Source organism: Burkholderia pyrrocinia (assembly GCF_022809715.1).
Taxonomy (GTDB): Bacteria; Pseudomonadota; Gammaproteobacteria; order Burkholderiales; family Burkholderiaceae; genus Burkholderia; species Burkholderia pyrrocinia_C.
This window is the reverse complement of sequence record NZ_CP094460.1, coordinates 1,382,918-1,396,535: the sequence shown is the minus strand read 5'-3', so window position 1 is coordinate 1,396,535 and position 13,618 is coordinate 1,382,918. Positions and strand designations below refer to the sequence as shown.

General features: G+C 67.4%; 17 protein-coding genes and 1 tRNA gene. 5 read left to right on the top strand and 13 right to left on the bottom strand.

Features of this window, described 5'->3' with window-relative positions:
• Positions 1-89 precede the first annotated feature (89 nt).
• A complete protein-coding gene (locus tag MRS60_RS23170; RefSeq protein ID WP_034180660.1) occupies positions 90-962 on the top strand; it encodes a LysR family transcriptional regulator in 873 nt (290 codons plus the stop codon).
• 171 nt (positions 963-1,133) lie between these two features.
• On the opposite strand, the gene MRS60_RS23165 is transcribed toward MRS60_RS23170, so the two are convergent.
• Positions 1,134-1,218, bottom strand: a tRNA-Leu gene (locus MRS60_RS23165).
• A gap of 146 nt (positions 1,219-1,364) precedes the next feature.
• Between MRS60_RS23165 and MRS60_RS23160 the strand changes: the two genes are divergently transcribed.
• Positions 1,365-2,690: a leucine-rich repeat-containing protein kinase family protein gene (locus MRS60_RS23160; RefSeq protein WP_105392217.1), complete on the top strand. Its 1,326-nt coding sequence runs from the start codon at positions 1,365-1,367 to the stop codon at positions 2,688-2,690.
• A gap of 32 nt (positions 2,691-2,722) precedes the next feature.
• On the opposite strand, the gene MRS60_RS23155 is transcribed toward MRS60_RS23160, so the two are convergent.
• From MRS60_RS23155 to MRS60_RS23120, 8 genes are all read right to left on the bottom strand, one after another.
• Positions 2,723-3,352, bottom strand: coding sequence for a LysE family translocator (locus MRS60_RS23155; RefSeq protein WP_034180655.1), 630 nt, complete (start codon positions 3,350-3,352; stop codon positions 2,723-2,725).
• A gap of 92 nt (positions 3,353-3,444) precedes the next feature.
• The gene (locus MRS60_RS23150; protein ID WP_165948044.1) at positions 3,445-3,618 is read right to left on the bottom strand and encodes a hypothetical protein; all 174 of its coding nucleotides are present in this window, start codon (positions 3,616-3,618) and stop codon (positions 3,445-3,447) included.
• A gap of 39 nt (positions 3,619-3,657) precedes the next feature.
• Entirely contained in the window at positions 3,658-4,104 is a 447-nt protein-coding gene (locus MRS60_RS23145) for a copper chaperone PCu(A)C (protein WP_034180653.1), read from the bottom strand.
• A gap of 83 nt (positions 4,105-4,187) precedes the next feature.
• A complete protein-coding gene (copC, locus tag MRS60_RS23140; RefSeq protein ID WP_175747217.1) occupies positions 4,188-4,553 on the bottom strand; it encodes a copper homeostasis periplasmic binding protein CopC in 366 nt (121 codons plus the stop codon).
• Positions 4,554-4,809: 256 nt separating this feature from the next.
• Complete coding sequence (locus MRS60_RS23135; RefSeq protein WP_034180651.1) at positions 4,810-5,187, bottom strand: DUF2946 domain-containing protein; 378 nt, start codon at positions 5,185-5,187, stop codon at positions 4,810-4,812.
• A gap of 92 nt (positions 5,188-5,279) precedes the next feature.
• Complete coding sequence (locus MRS60_RS23130) at positions 5,280-5,774, bottom strand: SRPBCC family protein (RefSeq protein WP_034181004.1); 495 nt, start codon at positions 5,772-5,774, stop codon at positions 5,280-5,282.
• Between the two features lie 58 nt (positions 5,775-5,832).
• Positions 5,833-6,135: a 2Fe-2S iron-sulfur cluster-binding protein gene (locus tag MRS60_RS23125; RefSeq protein ID WP_034180650.1), complete on the bottom strand. Its 303-nt coding sequence runs from the start codon at positions 6,133-6,135 to the stop codon at positions 5,833-5,835.
• A gap of 79 nt (positions 6,136-6,214) precedes the next feature.
• Positions 6,215-8,119 carry a sigma-54-dependent Fis family transcriptional regulator gene (locus MRS60_RS23120; protein WP_243566770.1) on the bottom strand — a complete coding sequence of 635 codons (1,905 nt, stop codon included), beginning with the start codon at positions 8,117-8,119 and terminating at the stop codon, positions 6,215-6,217.
• Positions 8,120-8,417: 298 nt separating this feature from the next.
• Here MRS60_RS23120 and MRS60_RS23115 point away from each other — a divergent pair, with 298 nt between their 5' ends.
• Both MRS60_RS23115 and MRS60_RS23110 read left to right on the top strand, forming a co-directional pair.
• Positions 8,418-8,693 carry a DUF2964 family protein gene (locus MRS60_RS23115; protein WP_235212474.1) on the top strand — a complete coding sequence of 92 codons (276 nt, stop codon included), beginning with the start codon at positions 8,418-8,420 and terminating at the stop codon, positions 8,691-8,693.
• A gap of 239 nt (positions 8,694-8,932) precedes the next feature.
• Positions 8,933-9,220, top strand: coding sequence for a DUF1488 domain-containing protein (locus MRS60_RS23110; protein ID WP_034180648.1), 288 nt, complete (start codon positions 8,933-8,935; stop codon positions 9,218-9,220).
• A gap of 152 nt (positions 9,221-9,372) precedes the next feature.
• On the opposite strand, the gene MRS60_RS23105 is transcribed toward MRS60_RS23110, so the two are convergent.
• Genes MRS60_RS23105 through MRS60_RS23095 form a run of 3 tightly spaced genes read right to left on the bottom strand, consistent with a single transcriptional unit; the run spans position 9,373 to position 11,119 of the window.
• Complete coding sequence (locus tag MRS60_RS23105) at positions 9,373-10,236, bottom strand: MBL fold metallo-hydrolase (RefSeq protein ID WP_243566769.1); 864 nt, start codon at positions 10,234-10,236, stop codon at positions 9,373-9,375.
• Positions 10,237-10,239: 3 nt separating this feature from the next.
• Entirely contained in the window at positions 10,240-10,566 is a 327-nt protein-coding gene (locus tag MRS60_RS23100; protein ID WP_243566768.1) for a hypothetical protein, read from the bottom strand.
• A gap of 13 nt (positions 10,567-10,579) precedes the next feature.
• On the bottom strand, positions 10,580-11,119 hold the full coding sequence (locus MRS60_RS23095; protein ID WP_243566767.1) for a sugar ABC transporter: 540 nt from the start codon (positions 11,117-11,119) through the stop codon (positions 10,580-10,582).
• Positions 11,120-11,319: 200 nt separating this feature from the next.
• On the opposite strand from MRS60_RS23095, the gene MRS60_RS23090 reads away from it, so the two are divergent.
• Positions 11,320-12,171, top strand: coding sequence for a LysR substrate-binding domain-containing protein (locus tag MRS60_RS23090; protein WP_243566766.1), 852 nt, complete (start codon positions 11,320-11,322; stop codon positions 12,169-12,171).
• Between the two features lie 90 nt (positions 12,172-12,261).
• Here MRS60_RS23090 and MRS60_RS23085 read toward each other — a convergent pair whose 3' ends face one another.
• A complete protein-coding gene (locus MRS60_RS23085) occupies positions 12,262-13,563 on the bottom strand; it encodes an NCS2 family permease (protein ID WP_034180643.1) in 1,302 nt (433 codons plus the stop codon).
• Positions 13,564-13,618: the final 55 nt, after the last annotated feature.

Below are 13,618 nucleotides of genomic sequence, written 5' to 3'. Positions count from 1 at the left end.
TATATGTCCAATATATGAAAGAAACCGTAGCGATATGTTTAACCACTGGCTGACGAGCCAGCCCGGCTCACCGCGAGGTCACGTAGCGAATGGAACTCAGGCATCTCCGATACTTTCTGGCCGTGGCGGCCACGTCGAATTTCACCAAGGCTGCCGAAACGCTCGGCATCGGTCAGCCGCCGTTGAGCCAGCAGATCAAGGCGCTCGAGAGCGAACTCGGCGTGGAGCTGTTCAAGCGGACCGCGCGCGGCGCCGAGCTGACGCTGGCGGGCGAGGTCTTCGCGGAAGAGGCGCGCCGCGTGCTCGACGATGCCGAGCGTGCAGCACGGGCGGCAAGGCGGGCTGCGCGCGGGGAAACCGGCCATCTGCGGGTCGGCTTCACCGGGACGGCGGCGTTCAATTCGAAAGTGTCGGATCTGATTCGCCGCTTTCGGGAGGCGTTTCCGGATGCGGAGCTGACGTTGCAGGAAGCGACCTCGGGCGTCTTGCTGGACGAGCTGGATGCCGGGCGCCTCGACGTCGCGATCGTGCGGCCGGAACGCCGTGTCGCCGCGACGTTGCGGGTGACCGACTGGGACGAGGAGCCGATGTATGTCGCGCTGCCCGTCGCGCATCGGCTGGCGCAGCGTCGGCGCATCGATCTGGCCGAGCTGGCCGACGAGTCGTTCGTGCAAGTGCCTCGGGAGGCCGGCAGCGCGCTGTTCGACGACATCGTCGCCGCATGCAATGCCGCAGGATTCGAGCCGCGGATGGCGCAACCCGCGCCGCAGATCGCGTCCGCGGTGACGCTGGTCGCGGCCGGACTGGGCGTGTCGGTCGTGCCGAAGGCGATTACGCAGGTGCAGGTCGCCGGGGTCGTCTATCGGCCGTTCGCGGGTAATGCGCTGCGTGCAAGGCTGGCCATTGCGTCGCGATGCGACGAGCCGTCGGCGGTCGTTCGCAATTTTCTGTTGCTGGCGTAGCGGGGTGTGCCGAGGTGCTTGGGGCAGATCCGTCCCGCGTTGAATTTCCCGGTGCGCGCCGGGCTTGCATCGGCATCGTGTCGTCGAGCGCGATAAAAACAAAAAACCCGCGAGGCCATGCGCTGTCGCGGGTTTTTGAAAATGCTCGAAACGCGGAGAAACCGCATCATCTGGTGCCGACGGCGAGACTCGAACTCGCACAGCTTTCGCCACTACCCCCTCAAGATAGCGTGTCTACCAATTTCACCACGTCGGCACTGCACTGCAAGGGGCGCAATTCTAGCGTCACATTGCGCGTTTGTGAAGGGGGTATGACACGGTTGCGGTGTGCGAGAAAGCGATCCCGGTAGAATTCGGGCGATCGGTCCGACGATCATCGCAACCGCAACCCGTTTTCTCCCAGTGACCACCACTCTCGAACAACTGCAGGCCGGACAACTGTCGGGCGCCCGGCAACTCAAGCTCGCGTGCGGGCTGACCGAATTTCCGCGCGAGATTTTCGATCTGGCCGACACGCTCGAAGTGCTCGACCTGTCCGGCAATGCGCTCGCCGCGCTGCCCGACGACCTGTCGCGGCTGCACCGCCTGCGCATCCTGTTCGCGTCGGGCAACCGCTTCACCGCCTTCCCCGAGGTGCTCGGCGCGTGTGCGCAGCTCGACATGATCGGCTTCAAGGCGAACCGGATTCGCACGGTGCCGCACGGATCGCTGCCGCGCGCGCTGCGCTGGCTGATCCTCACCGACAACGAAATCGATGCACTGCCCGCCGAGATCGGCGGCTGCTCGCGATTGCAGAAGCTGATGCTCGCGGGCAACCGGCTGCGCGCGCTGCCTGCCGAAATGGCCGCATGCCGTGCGCTCGAACTGGTGCGCCTGTCGGCGAACCGGCTGGACGAACTGCCCGACTGGTTGCCGCGCCTGCCGCGCCTTGCGTGGCTCGCATACTCAGGCAATCCGTTCAGCGCCGCGCCGGAAGCCGCGGCGTCGGCCGGGCCGGAGGTCGCGGACGTCGACTGGGCGTCGCTCTCGTGCGAGCAGAAGCTGGGCGAAGGCGCGTCGGGCGTCATTTACCGCGCGCAATGGCGTGCGGACGGTCATGCGCCGCGCGCGGTCGCGGTCAAGCTGTTCAAGGGCGCGGTGACGAGCGACGGGCTGCCCGACTGTGAAATGGCCGCGTGCCTGCACGCCGGCCGCCACCCGAACGTGATCCCGGTGATCGGCAAGGTGCGCGGTCATCCGGACGGCACGCACGGCCTCGTGATGGAACTGGTCGATCCGGCGCTCGCGAACCTGGCCGGGCCGCCGAGCTTCGCAACCTGCACGCGCGACGTGTATGCGGCCGACGCGCGATTCGAGCCGGAAGAGGCCGTGCGGATCGCACACGGCATCGCGTCGGCCGCACGCCATCTGCACGCGCGCGGCATCATGCACGGCGACCTGTATGCGCACAACATCCTGCACGACGGCGAGGGCGGCGCGCTGCTGGGCGACTTCGGTGCGGCATCGTTCTACGACACGAGCGATGCACGGCATGGCACCCGGCTCGAACGGCTGGAGGTCCGTGCGTTCGGCCATCTGCTCGGCGAACTGCTCGCGCATTGCGCGCCGCGCCCATGGAGCGGGGCGAGTGACCTGGCAGCGCTCGCTGCGGCTTGCGTGAGCGAGGACATCGACACCCGGCCGTCGTTCGACGGGATCGTCGACGCGCTGGCCGCGTGGAAGGTCTGACGGGGAGGGGCTGCCCGCCGTGCGTGCGCTTGTTAAACCTGCCGTGCAGTCAGCAGCTTGATCCCGAGCCCGACGAACAGCAGCCCGCTGGCGCGCTTGAGCGCGCGCACCGCGCGGCTCATGCCGAAGCCGCGATGGAACCGGCGCACGCCGGCCGAATAGACGCTGTGAACGACCACGACGGTGCACGCGATCGTCGTGTACATCACGACGAACTGCAGCGCGAGCGGGCGGTCGTGCACGATGAACTGCGGCATGAACGCCGACAGGAAGATCATCGTCTTCGGATTGCTGCCCGACACGAACAGCGCTTCGCGGAACAGCTTCCCGCGGTCGGGCACGGCGCTCTCCGCTGCGCCGGTCGAAGCGGCGGCCTTGCGGTCGCCGCGCAGTTGCCGGACGCCCAGCACCATCAGGTACGCGGCGCCGACGACCTTCATCGCGACGAACAGCGGCGGCATCGCGGCGAGCACCGCGCCGACGCCGAGCGCGACCAGCAGCACGACCACGCCCTGCGCGACGAGGTTGCCCGCGATCGTCGCGGCGGTGCCGTGCGTGCCGTAGCGCACCGTGTTGCGGATGACGAGCAGCACGTTGGGCCCCGGCGACAGCGTCGTGGCGAGATAGGCTGCGGCAAACAGCATCCAGGTCTGAATGGACATGCGTCGCTCCGGGAGGCGGTTCCGGCGGGAGGGGTGAAGCGATGATGCCACGCCAAAATAGTTCAGGCACCCGCCGGAACCGGCGCGGTGCGTCAGCGCGCGTCGCGCATGCAGTACGCGGGGATCGACGGCGGCGTATCGATCGCGGCGGGCCGCGTCATCCACGCGATCCACGCGGCCCATAACCCGCAGGCGATCAGCACGGCGACATTCAGCGGCGTCCGGTAGCGGACGATCAGGTCGGCCAGCGGCAGGCGGTTCTTCATGTTCGTCTCCATCGGTAGTTGCGCATGCAACGTTACTGATTACTGGCCGGTATACGACGGTGCCTTCGCGTCGCAGGTCACGGACACCGTCGAGCCGTCCGCGAAATGCAGCCGGAACGGCACCTTCGCGCCGGGCGCGACGGGCTGGCGCGGTTGCTCGAGCATCACGTGATAGCTCTTCGGCTTGAACGTCACGGTGCCGTGCGCGGGCACCACGACCGCGTCGACATGAACCATCTTCGCGGTGCTGCCGTTCGTCTGCGTTTCATGCACCATCGCCATCCCGTACGCGGGGGTGTCGATGCCTGTCAGGCTGGCGGGCGCATCGCCGTCGTTCTTCAGCGTGAAGTAACCGGACGACGGCACCGTCGCCGGCATCGCGCGGATCCAGCAGTTGTCGGCCTGCACGACCGGTGCGGCGAACGTGGCGGGGGCTTGCAGCGCCAGCAGCGCGAAGAGCAGGCCGGTCGGAATCGTGCGTTTCATCGTTTGTTCTCCTTATCGGGTGTGCTGCATGGGGCATCGACGGCAATGCGATCGGCGCGTCATGCCGAAGCGCATCGCGTGCATCACTTCAGCGTGAACGTGTAGCGGCCTTTCGTGCGATGGCCGTCGCTGGCTACGGCGATCCACGCGACCGTATACGTGCCGGCCGTCAGGCTGGCCAGCGCGACGTGCATCCGTTTCCGGTTGCCGGCGTCGACGGCCGATTTCCCGTCGGCGACCGACTGCCCGTGGCTGTCGGTGACGGCGATCGAGCTGAAGGACGGCTCGAGCGCTTCGCTGAAATCGATCGTCACCGCGTGCGGCGCGCTCGAAAGCGTGGCGCCGGCGGCCGGTTCCTGCGTCTTCGGGAGCGCGTGGGCCTGGGCGGCCTGGATGACGACGAAGCCGAGTGCGGCGAGTGCGCCGCGAACGAAAGGGGTGGTTTTCATGGCTGGTTGTGCGAGTGGCGAATCGGATGGACACACGGATTCGACGGACGGATGCGCGAGCGGGATCGCAGCGGCACCGATGCCGGCTGCGGTCGGCGCGACAGTACGCACCGGAAGCGGCCGACCGCACGCACGGCACGACGCCGCGCGCTACACGGTGACGCATGATCGTCCTTCGAAACGTGACACGTCACGCACGCCGGTGGCGTGCGCGGACCGCGCGATGCGCTACGGCATCACGCGTGACGACGACGGTTCAGGACGCGAGCGGAGGGGCGCGCGGCTGCGCGGCCGTGAGCGGCAGCGCGCGGCGCAGGCTGTCGAAGCGGGTCGCTTCGCGGTGCTGGATGACGCGCACATTGGCCGCGAACGTCTGTTCGGGCGCGGGCAGTGCGGGCGTATGGGCAAGCAGGCTGCAGTAGCCGCATGCCTGGAGGTGAGCCTGCAGGCTCTTCGACGACGAATCGGCGGAGCGGTCGCCGGTGGTCGGCGCGGCCGTGCAGTAGCCGGCCAGCAGCGCATCGACACGGCCTTGCGTCGTCAGCGCCTGCGAGATCGTCGGCGCGAGCGCCGTCATCAGGATGGCGAGCATCCCGATCAGACTGCCGATCTTCCGGAGACGACGACTCAGCATGCGATGCGCGGCGGCGTATGGGCGAGGATGGAGCGGATTATGCCACGCACGTCGATTCGCATGTCGGCAGCGGCGTGCGGCATCGCGGCGCGTTATGCGTGCTTCGCCAGATATTTCGTGATCAGCATCATCTGCGCGGCCCAGCCCTGATCGTTCATCTCGCGCGCCTTCGCGCGACGCGCCTCGATCAACTGGTCGAAACCCGTTTCGGTGACCGTCAGCAGCGTGCCGCCGGCCTGTGGGGCAAGCGTGAACGTGACGAGTGTCATCGGCTCGGACGTGTAATCGAAGTTCGGATCGATCGCGAACGGATGCCAGCGAAACGAGAACAGTTGCTTCGGCTCGATGCGGTCGACGACGATTTCGAACACAGTGCCCGCATAGGGCTCCTGTGCCTTGGCGATGTCGTCGTCGACGCGCGTCGGCGTGATGCGGCCGAACAGCGGCTGGTCGGCCGCGAACGGCCCGTCGAACGTGACGCCGAACCAGTGGCCGAATTCCCCGGAATTGCTGACGGCTTCCCAGGCGCGGTCGGGCGATGCCGCGAGCAGGGTCTGCTTTTCGATGCGATCGGTTTGCTGGGTCATCACGTTCTCCATGCAGGATCAACCGTTGCAGGACGGCGCGCGCGACCGTGCGCCGCGTCTAGTCGAGCATGACCGCGTCGGGCACGTCGAGCACGAGGTCGGACGTCGCGACGGCCACGCACGGCAGCGTATAGCCGTCGGCCTTTTCCTCGCGGCTCAACCCCGGCCATTCGATCGTATAGCGTACGCTGCCGCTGACGATCCGGCAAAGGCAGCTTCGGCACGTGCCGTTGCGGCACGAGCGCGGCAGCGACACGCGCGCGAATGCGGCGGCCTCGAGCAGCGTCAGCGAGTCGGGCGCATCGAAGGTCGTGCCGAGCGGCTCGATGCGCACGAGAGGAGGGTGTTCCGGGGTGGTCATGGCTGAAGCGGGCGGCGGTCGGGCAACGCGCCAAGCATACCCGAAGCCGCCTGCGGCCGGCGCCCGCCGGCCGCGGGCATCAGTGCCGGCGCAGGTACCGGTACACGGTATTGCGCGCGAGGCCGAGCTCGCGCGCAGCCGCCGACACGTTGCCGCCGTGCCGCGCGAGCACCGCGTCGATCACCGCGGCCTGATGGCTTTGCAGCGTCGTTCCTTCGCGCGGGTCGGCCGGTGCGGTCGCGGCCGCCGCAGCGGGTGCCGGCGTCGCATCGTCGCAGTCGAGCCAGAAATCGTCGGGCAAATGCGCGAGCGTGATTTCGGCTTCGTCTTCGGCGAGCATGCCGGCCGTGCGCAGCACGTTGGTCATCTGCCGCAGGTTGCCGGGCCAGCGGTGGCGCGTGAACGCGTCGAGCACGTCGGCCGCGATGCGGCGCGGCATCGGCTCGCTGCGGGCGAGCCGCGCGAGAATCCGGTCGACGAGCGCGGGCAGGTCGGTACGCGCGGCGAGCGCCGGCAGCGTGACCGCGAGCCCGTTGATCCGGTAGAACAGGTCTTCGCGGAACGTGCCTTCGGCGATCATCGAGCGCAGGTCGCGATGGGTCGCGCAGACCACGCGCACGTCGACCGGCACCGCGCGCGCGCCGCCGAGCGGCATCACCGCGCGTTCCTGCAGCACGCGCATCAGCCTGACCTGCTGCGCGAGCGGCATGTCGCCGATCTCGTCGAGAAACAGCGTGCCGCCGTCGGCCTGCGCGATCTTGCCGGGGCTGCCGCGCTTGCGCGCGCCCGTGAACGCGCCGTCCTCATAGCCGAACAGTTCGGCCTCGATCAGCGAATCGGGCAGTGCCGCGCAGTTGACCGCGACGAACGGGCCGTCCGCGCGCGGCGAGGCCTGGTGCAGTGCGCGGGCGAGCCATTCCTTGCCGGTGCCGGTCTGGCCGAGGATCAGCAGCGGCAGGTCGCGCCCGCGGATCTTCGCGACGCGTTCGAGCACGGCGGCCATGCGCGCGTCGCCGGTGTCGAGCGTCGCGAACGTGATCGCGTCGGGGTCCGGCGTGCGCACGCGCGCGGCCGGTGCGGGCGGCGTGACGGCGACGGTCGCGCGCTGCGCTTCCGCGAATTCGCAGCGCGCGAGTACGCGTACGCCGGTCGACAGCGTGAGACGGAACGTCGTGCCGGGCGCGCGCGCCGCCTGCTGCGCGAGCTGGCCGAAGCGCATGCCGAACAGCGCGTCGCAGCCTTGGTGCTGCAATGCATCGAACGGTGCGCCGAGCTGGAATTGTGCGCTGCGGTTCGCGGCGATCAGCCCGCCGTCGGGGCCGAACGCGACGAGCCCCGCGAACAGCGAGTCGACGCAATCCTCGTGCGCGTGAAAGCGCAGCCGCAACGCTTCCGCACACTGGTTCGCGAACAGGTGGTTTTCGATCAGCTGCGCGGACATCCGCACGAGCGCGAGCGTATGCGGGCTCGAGCCGCGCGGGTCGCCGCTGACGTCGAGCGTGCCGAGCGTGCGGCCGAACGGATCGAAGATCGGCGCGCACGAGCAGGTGAGGATGTGATTGGCGCGCAGGAAGTGTTCGGCGCCGTGCACCGCGACGGCCTGGCCCGATGCGAGCGCGGTGCCGATCGCGTTGGTGCCGCGCGCGCCTTCGGCCCACGACACGCCGGTGCACAGCGCGACGCGGTTGGCTTTCTCGATGAAGTCCGCGTCGCCGATGCTGTGCAGGATCACGCCGTCGGCGTCGGTCAGCAGCACGAGGCTTTGCGTATCGGCGATTTGCGCGTGGAGGTTCTCCATCACCGGGCGGGCGTGCGAGAACAGTGCGTGATTCGTATCGAGCAGTTCGCGCAGCGCGGTGTGCGACAGCGCCGAGAAATCGGGGCGCTCGTGCGCGCGCAGGCCGACCGCGGTCGAACGCGCATGCGCCTGCGCGAGCAGGTCGGTGCGACCCGCGGTGGCGGGCAGCACGAAGGGTTGCGGCATGACTTGTCTCCTGTCGACCAGAGTTGGCGCTTCAGCGCTTACTCTGGTCCCATGCTTCGCGGTCGGCCTCGGTCAGCGCTTCAGCGCTTACTCGGGCCCCATGCTCCTCGATCGGCCAATCCCGTGCCGCGGTACTTGCCGAAGCCATATCGCCGAAACCCTCTGCGGAATCCACGTTTCGCTTGCGGCGCACCATCGGGCACGAAGGCCGACCATCCGGGTACGCATCATCATACAAGCGCCACGTGCGATATGCGACCGCGAACAAAATCCACTTGCTTTTAAATGGCCGCATGCAATGATGGAAATGGAACACGCACGCGCCGTGTTCCGCATCGCAACATGCATGCGACGCGACATGCATCCGTTCGGGAGACGCATCATGGTTCGGACGGAACTGAGAGTCGTGCTGGCGGCCATCGCCACCTTCATCATGCTGGGCGGCATAGCCGTGGCGATCCACGGGTTGCTGTTCGATCTGACCGATGCGGTGCGATACGGGGCGGCCGCGATTGCGGTGGGCGTCACGACGGCCGCGATCGCGCTCAACGTCTGGCCCACCGATCCGCACTGATGCCCGTTTCCGAAACGGTGCCGGATGCCGCGCTGATCTGATGAAATGCGCGTCGGAACGACGCATGCCGGAAAATTTGTCTCCTGCGCGAAACCGTCTAAAGTGGAAAGCAACCAGCAGGCATTGTCCGCGCCATACCCCGCGGACGGTGCTTCCGCTGGCGAGCCCGCGTAGATTTCGTCCGGCCGGTAGCGGACGACGGACGCGGTCATTCGTGTTCTACCGGTCGAGGCGGCTTCATGCAGATCCATTTCACGAACGAGAAGCCTGAATATTCGGGGCGCGACCTGATGCTTGGGTTCACGGCGCTGGTCAATGGCGAGCGCGTCCAATGCCAGATCACTGCCGAGGCGCTGGAAGACCACTTCGGCGCGGCATCGCCGCGCTTCGAGGACATGGTCGGCGCATTCGACCAGCACCGCGATCGCATCGAGGCGGCCGCACGGCGCCTGCTGTCGGAGACGCGCGCGCAATGCGTGACGCTGCGCAGCGGTTATGTGCGCTTCTACGAGGCGAACTGGCGCTGAGCCGGACGACCGGACAGCGACTGAGCGGGCGCCGAATACCGGCGCCCGTGTCGTATCGGCGCATGCTCGTTCGACCGCACGCTGACGCCGCCTGATGCGCGGCCGATCCGATCGTCGTGCGGCGCGATGGCGTGCCCGTTGTTCCGTTTCGCTCAGTCCGCCCCGGTGAGCGCATACGCGCCACCTGTTTCGCCGTTCGTTCGCGCGATGCGTGCGAAGCCGGCTTCGGCGAGGTGCATTCCCGCAATCAGCAGGTTGTCCGAAGCGGCCTCGGCGAGTGTTGCCGCGCGCGTCGCAAACGCCTGCGACGGATCGTGATCGAACGCGATCGAGACGTCCGGGCGAGCCACCTGAATCGGCGCGAAATGCACGAGATCGCCCCAGATCAGCAGGCGCTCGCCACGCGATTCGACGCGGTAGCCTGTGTGGCCGGGCGTATGCCCCGGCAGCGGCACGGCTGCGATGCCGGGCAGCACGTCGCCTGCTTCGATGGTGCGCAGCTTCGCCCGATAGACGTCGAAAGTGTGCCGCGCGATCCGGAAGTTGACGCGAGCCCGCTCGTTCGCGCGATCGTACGATTCATCGTCCAGCCAGAACGCGCGTTCCCGTTCGTGAATGACCACCTCCGCATCCGGAAAGGCCGGCTGCCCGCTCGCGTCGAGCAGGCCGCCGATGTGGTCGGGATGCGCGTGCGTCAGCAGGATCGTGTCGATGTCGCGCGTATCGATGCCGGCTCGCGACAGCGACGGAATCAGGTGGCCGCCCCAGTTCCGGATGCCGCCGGTGCCGGCATCGACAAGCACGGTGCGGCCGTTCCCGCGTATCACGTAACAGTTGATGTTCACGCTGGACGGCGTGTGGATGCCTGCCCGGTGCATGATGCCGGTCGCGTCGTCGAGCGCGATGTTCGAAAGCAAGTCGAGGCCGGCCGTCAGCGTGCCGTCGCTTATCGCGGTGACCGAGAAATCGCCGATCCGGCGGCACGGGAACGGGAAGCAGGGAAGTGGTTCGCTCATGGATCAATGTCGGGCGTGAAGGTGGATCGTGTCGTAGCCGAAGCAGCGGATGCGTGCGACGAATCCGGTGTGGCGGAGAATTTCGCGATCCAGCTCGGTCATGAATCGGTCCATTAACTCAGTGGTGCGAAATGATTCGAGGCGATAGCGGATCTCCGCGCTGACGGGATGTCCGCAGCCGTGCCTGACCGGGACATGAACGACATGGACCGTGCCGGGTGCAGCCCGCAACACGTCGGTGCAGAGGGTCGCGCAGGCCGACGAGAGCGCGTCGAGTGCGGCGTTCGACGGCATGCTCGCCTCGGGGATGAAAATCGTGACGCCGGGCATGACAGGGCTCCCGTCAGCGTGCGGCCGCCGACGCCGGCGCGCCGACGAGCTGGTCGCCCATCGGCGCGTAGAGCCGGATCGCGGTGTCGGACGGCTCGGACGCGAGCCGCGCCTGATCGTGCGTCAGGACGGCCAGCCAGCGATGGGCCGGCTGGCGGTCCAGCGCGATCGCATGAATCGCGCTGGCTGCGATGCCGGCTCGCGCGAATGGGGCCGCGTCGTCGCACACGGCCAGCCACTGATGGCCGGACACGGTCGGCGCGGGTGCTGCGCCGTCGTACACGTTGCGTCTCCACTCGACGATATGCGGCTGCCAGCGCGCGAAATTGCCGCCGCCCTTGTCGCGATACTCGGCCGACGTCAGCACGTCGGGGCTGTCGATCGTGTGAAGCGCGAGGTAGACGGGGCCGTCGCCGCCGAGGGCGCGAAAGCGTTGCGACGTGCGGAAGCCGGATACGGAGATCAGCGCCGGAAGTTTGATCCGGCTGTAGAAATCGTTCCACTCGGCTTCGGTGGCACGGTCGGCGAAGCTGCATTCAACGGCATAGATCATCACGCCTCCACGGGGAGCAAGCGGCCTTCGGGATTGATCGCCGCTCGACTGGTTGAGTTTTTGTCATGATAATCAGGCGCTGTAGTGGCGAAAAACGACAATTCGTCACTATTCATTGATATTTGATCAAGCTTTGACCGACGACCGTCGGACCGGGAGCAATCGTGACGCGACGCAGGATTCCGAGCAATTCGGCATTGATGGCATTCGAGGCCGCGGCGCGGCACGGCAGCTTCGCGCGCGCCGCCGACGAACTGGCGTTGACGGAAGGCGCGATCAGCCGGCAGATCGGCCGGCTGGAGACGTTTCTCGGCGTGACGCTGTTCGAGCGTGTCGGCAACCGCGTTCGGGTTGCACCGAACGGCGCGCGCTATGCGGCGCAGGTTCGCGAAGTGCTGGACCGGCTCGAGCGCGACAGCCAGTACATGATGGGGCAGCCCGGCGACGGCGGCAGCGTCGATATCGCCGTGACGCCGACGTTTGCGACGCGCTGGCTGATTCCGCGGCTCAAGCGGTTCCAGGCGCAGCATCCGAACATCACGGTGCATTTCGCGGATCGCGCGGATCCGTTCGTGCTGGCCGGCAGCGGATTCGACGCAGCGATTCACTTCGAGCATCCTGCCTGGGCCGGCATGCATACGTACCGGCTATGCGAGGAGGTGCTGGTGCCGGTCTGCCACCCGTCGCTGCTCGCGGGCGGGCATCCGGACGCGTTGCTGGGCACGCTGCCGCGCCTTCACAAGCGCCAGACGCCCGACGCGTGGTCGGCGTACGTGCAGGAGACGGGGTTGCCGGTGAGCAATCCGGCCGCCGGCGCGCGCTACGATCTTTACTCGATGCTGATCGCGGCGGCCCAGGCCGGGCTCGGCGTTGCGCTGGTGCCGCGGCTGTATGTCGATACCGAGATTACGCAAGGGTTGCTCGCCGCGCCCTGGCCGGACGGTCGGGGCGTGGTAAAGCGCTTCTGTCTCGTGCTGCCCGAAGCGCTGGATCTTGGCGACGGGCCGCTGCAGACCTTTGCGCGCTGGGTGCTGGGGGAGGCGGGTACATGACGCGGCGTCGTCCGCGCCGGGCGCATTCGCAAACAAAAACGCCACCCGAAGGTGGCGTTTCTCATTGAGCATCGCGCCGAAGCGCATCCGTCATTCGCTGCCGAGATAGAAGTAGCGGAACAGGAACACGGCCGCGATGATCCACACGATCGGCTTGACCGAGCGGGCCTGGCCCGTCAGCAGCTTGAGGCCGCCGTATGCGATGAAGCCGAACGCGACGCCGTTCGCGATCGAGTACGTGAACGGCATCAGCAGCGCGGTCAGCGCGGCCGGCACGGCTTCCGTCGCATCGTCCCAGGGCACGTCGACCATCTCGCGCAGCATCAGGCACGACACGTACAGCAGCGCAGGAGCCGTCGCATAGCCCGGCACGACACCGGCGAGCGGCGCGATGAACAGGCACGCGAGGAACAGCACCGCGACGGTGATCGCCGTCATGCCCGTGCGGCCGCCGGCCTGCACGCCCGATGCGCTCTCGATATACGCGGTGGTCGACGACGTGCCGAGCACCGAGCCCGCGACGATCGCCGTGCTGTCGGCGAGCAGCGCCTTGTTCAGGCGGTTCATCTTGCCTTCGACGAGCAGGCCCGCGCGGTTCGCGACGCCCATCAGCGTGCCCGTCGCGTCGAACAGCTCGACGAGGAAGAACACCAGGATCACGTTGATGATGCCGGTCGACAGCGCGGCGCCGATGTCGAGCTTGAACAGCGTCGCGTCGATCGACGGCGGCGCGGAGAACACGCCGTGGAACTGGTTGTCGCCGAAGAAAAACGACAGGATCGTGACGCCGATGATGCCGATCAGGATCGCACCGCGCACGCGCAGGTGGTCGAGCGTGACGATCGTGAAGAAGCCGACGATCGCGAGGATCGTGTCGTGCTTGTGCAGGTCGCCGAGCGTGACGAGCGTGGCCGGGCTGCCGACGATCACGCCCGACGTCTTCAGCGAGATGATGCCGAGGAACAGGCCGATGCCGGCGGTGATCGAAATCCGCAGCGATTTCGGAATGCCGTTGACGATCGCCTCGCGCACGCGGAACAGCGTGACGAGCAGGAACAGGCAGCCGGAGATGAACACCGCGCCGAGCGCGGCCTGCCACGTGAATCCCATGCCCTTGACGACCGTGTACGCGAAATACGCGTTCAGGCCCATGCCCGGCGCACATGCGATCGGGTAGTTCGCATACAGCCCCATGATGATCGAAGCCAGCGCCGCGACGAGGCAGGTCGCGACGAACACGGATTCCTTCGGCATGCCGGCGTCGCCGAGGATCGCGGGGTTGACGAAGATGATGTAGGCCATCGTCAGGAACGTGGTGACGCCCGCGAGTATTTCGGTGCGGAAGTCGGTGCCGGCTTCAGCGAAGCCGAAATACCGCTTGATGGATTCCATTAGGGCGTTTCTCCGGTCGGGTTGTCGTGTTGCTTGTTGTGCCGAATTGTTGTAA

Bases quoted from the DNA above. Each gene is read 5' to 3' on its own strand.
- MRS60_RS23170 (WP_034180660.1), top strand. From the start codon at position 90: ATGGAACTCAGGCATCTCCGATACTTTCTGGCCGTGGCGGCCACGTCG.
- MRS60_RS23155 (WP_034180655.1), bottom strand. From the start codon at position 3,352: ATGTCCATTCAGACCTGGATGCTGTTTGCCGCAGCCTATCTCGCCACG.
- MRS60_RS23150 (WP_165948044.1), bottom strand. From the start codon at position 3,618: ATGAAGAACCGCCTGCCGCTGGCCGACCTGATCGTCCGCTACCGGACG.
- MRS60_RS23145 (WP_034180653.1), bottom strand. From the start codon at position 4,104: ATGAAACGCACGATTCCGACCGGCCTGCTCTTCGCGCTGCTGGCGCTG.
- copC (WP_175747217.1), bottom strand. From the start codon at position 4,553: ATGAAAACCACCCCTTTCGTTCGCGGCGCACTCGCCGCACTCGGCTTC.
- MRS60_RS23135 (WP_034180651.1), bottom strand. From the start codon at position 5,187: ATGCTGAGTCGTCGTCTCCGGAAGATCGGCAGTCTGATCGGGATGCTC.
- MRS60_RS23130 (WP_034181004.1), bottom strand. From the start codon at position 5,774: ATGACCCAGCAAACCGATCGCATCGAAAAGCAGACCCTGCTCGCGGCA.
- MRS60_RS23125 (WP_034180650.1), bottom strand. From the start codon at position 6,135: ATGACCACCCCGGAACACCCTCCTCTCGTGCGCATCGAGCCGCTCGGC.
- MRS60_RS23120 (WP_243566770.1), bottom strand. From the start codon at position 8,119: ATGCCGCAACCCTTCGTGCTGCCCGCCACCGCGGGTCGCACCGACCTG.
- MRS60_RS23115 (WP_235212474.1), top strand. From the start codon at position 8,418: ATGATGGAAATGGAACACGCACGCGCCGTGTTCCGCATCGCAACATGC.
- MRS60_RS23110 (WP_034180648.1), top strand. From the start codon at position 8,933: ATGCAGATCCATTTCACGAACGAGAAGCCTGAATATTCGGGGCGCGAC.
- MRS60_RS23105 (WP_243566769.1), bottom strand. From the start codon at position 10,236: ATGAGCGAACCACTTCCCTGCTTCCCGTTCCCGTGCCGCCGGATCGGC.
- MRS60_RS23100 (WP_243566768.1), bottom strand. From the start codon at position 10,566: ATGCCCGGCGTCACGATTTTCATCCCCGAGGCGAGCATGCCGTCGAAC.
- MRS60_RS23095 (WP_243566767.1), bottom strand. From the start codon at position 11,119: ATGATCTATGCCGTTGAATGCAGCTTCGCCGACCGTGCCACCGAAGCC.
- MRS60_RS23090 (WP_243566766.1), top strand. From the start codon at position 11,320: ATGGCATTCGAGGCCGCGGCGCGGCACGGCAGCTTCGCGCGCGCCGCC.
- MRS60_RS23085 (WP_034180643.1), bottom strand. From the start codon at position 13,563: ATGGAATCCATCAAGCGGTATTTCGGCTTCGCTGAAGCCGGCACCGAC.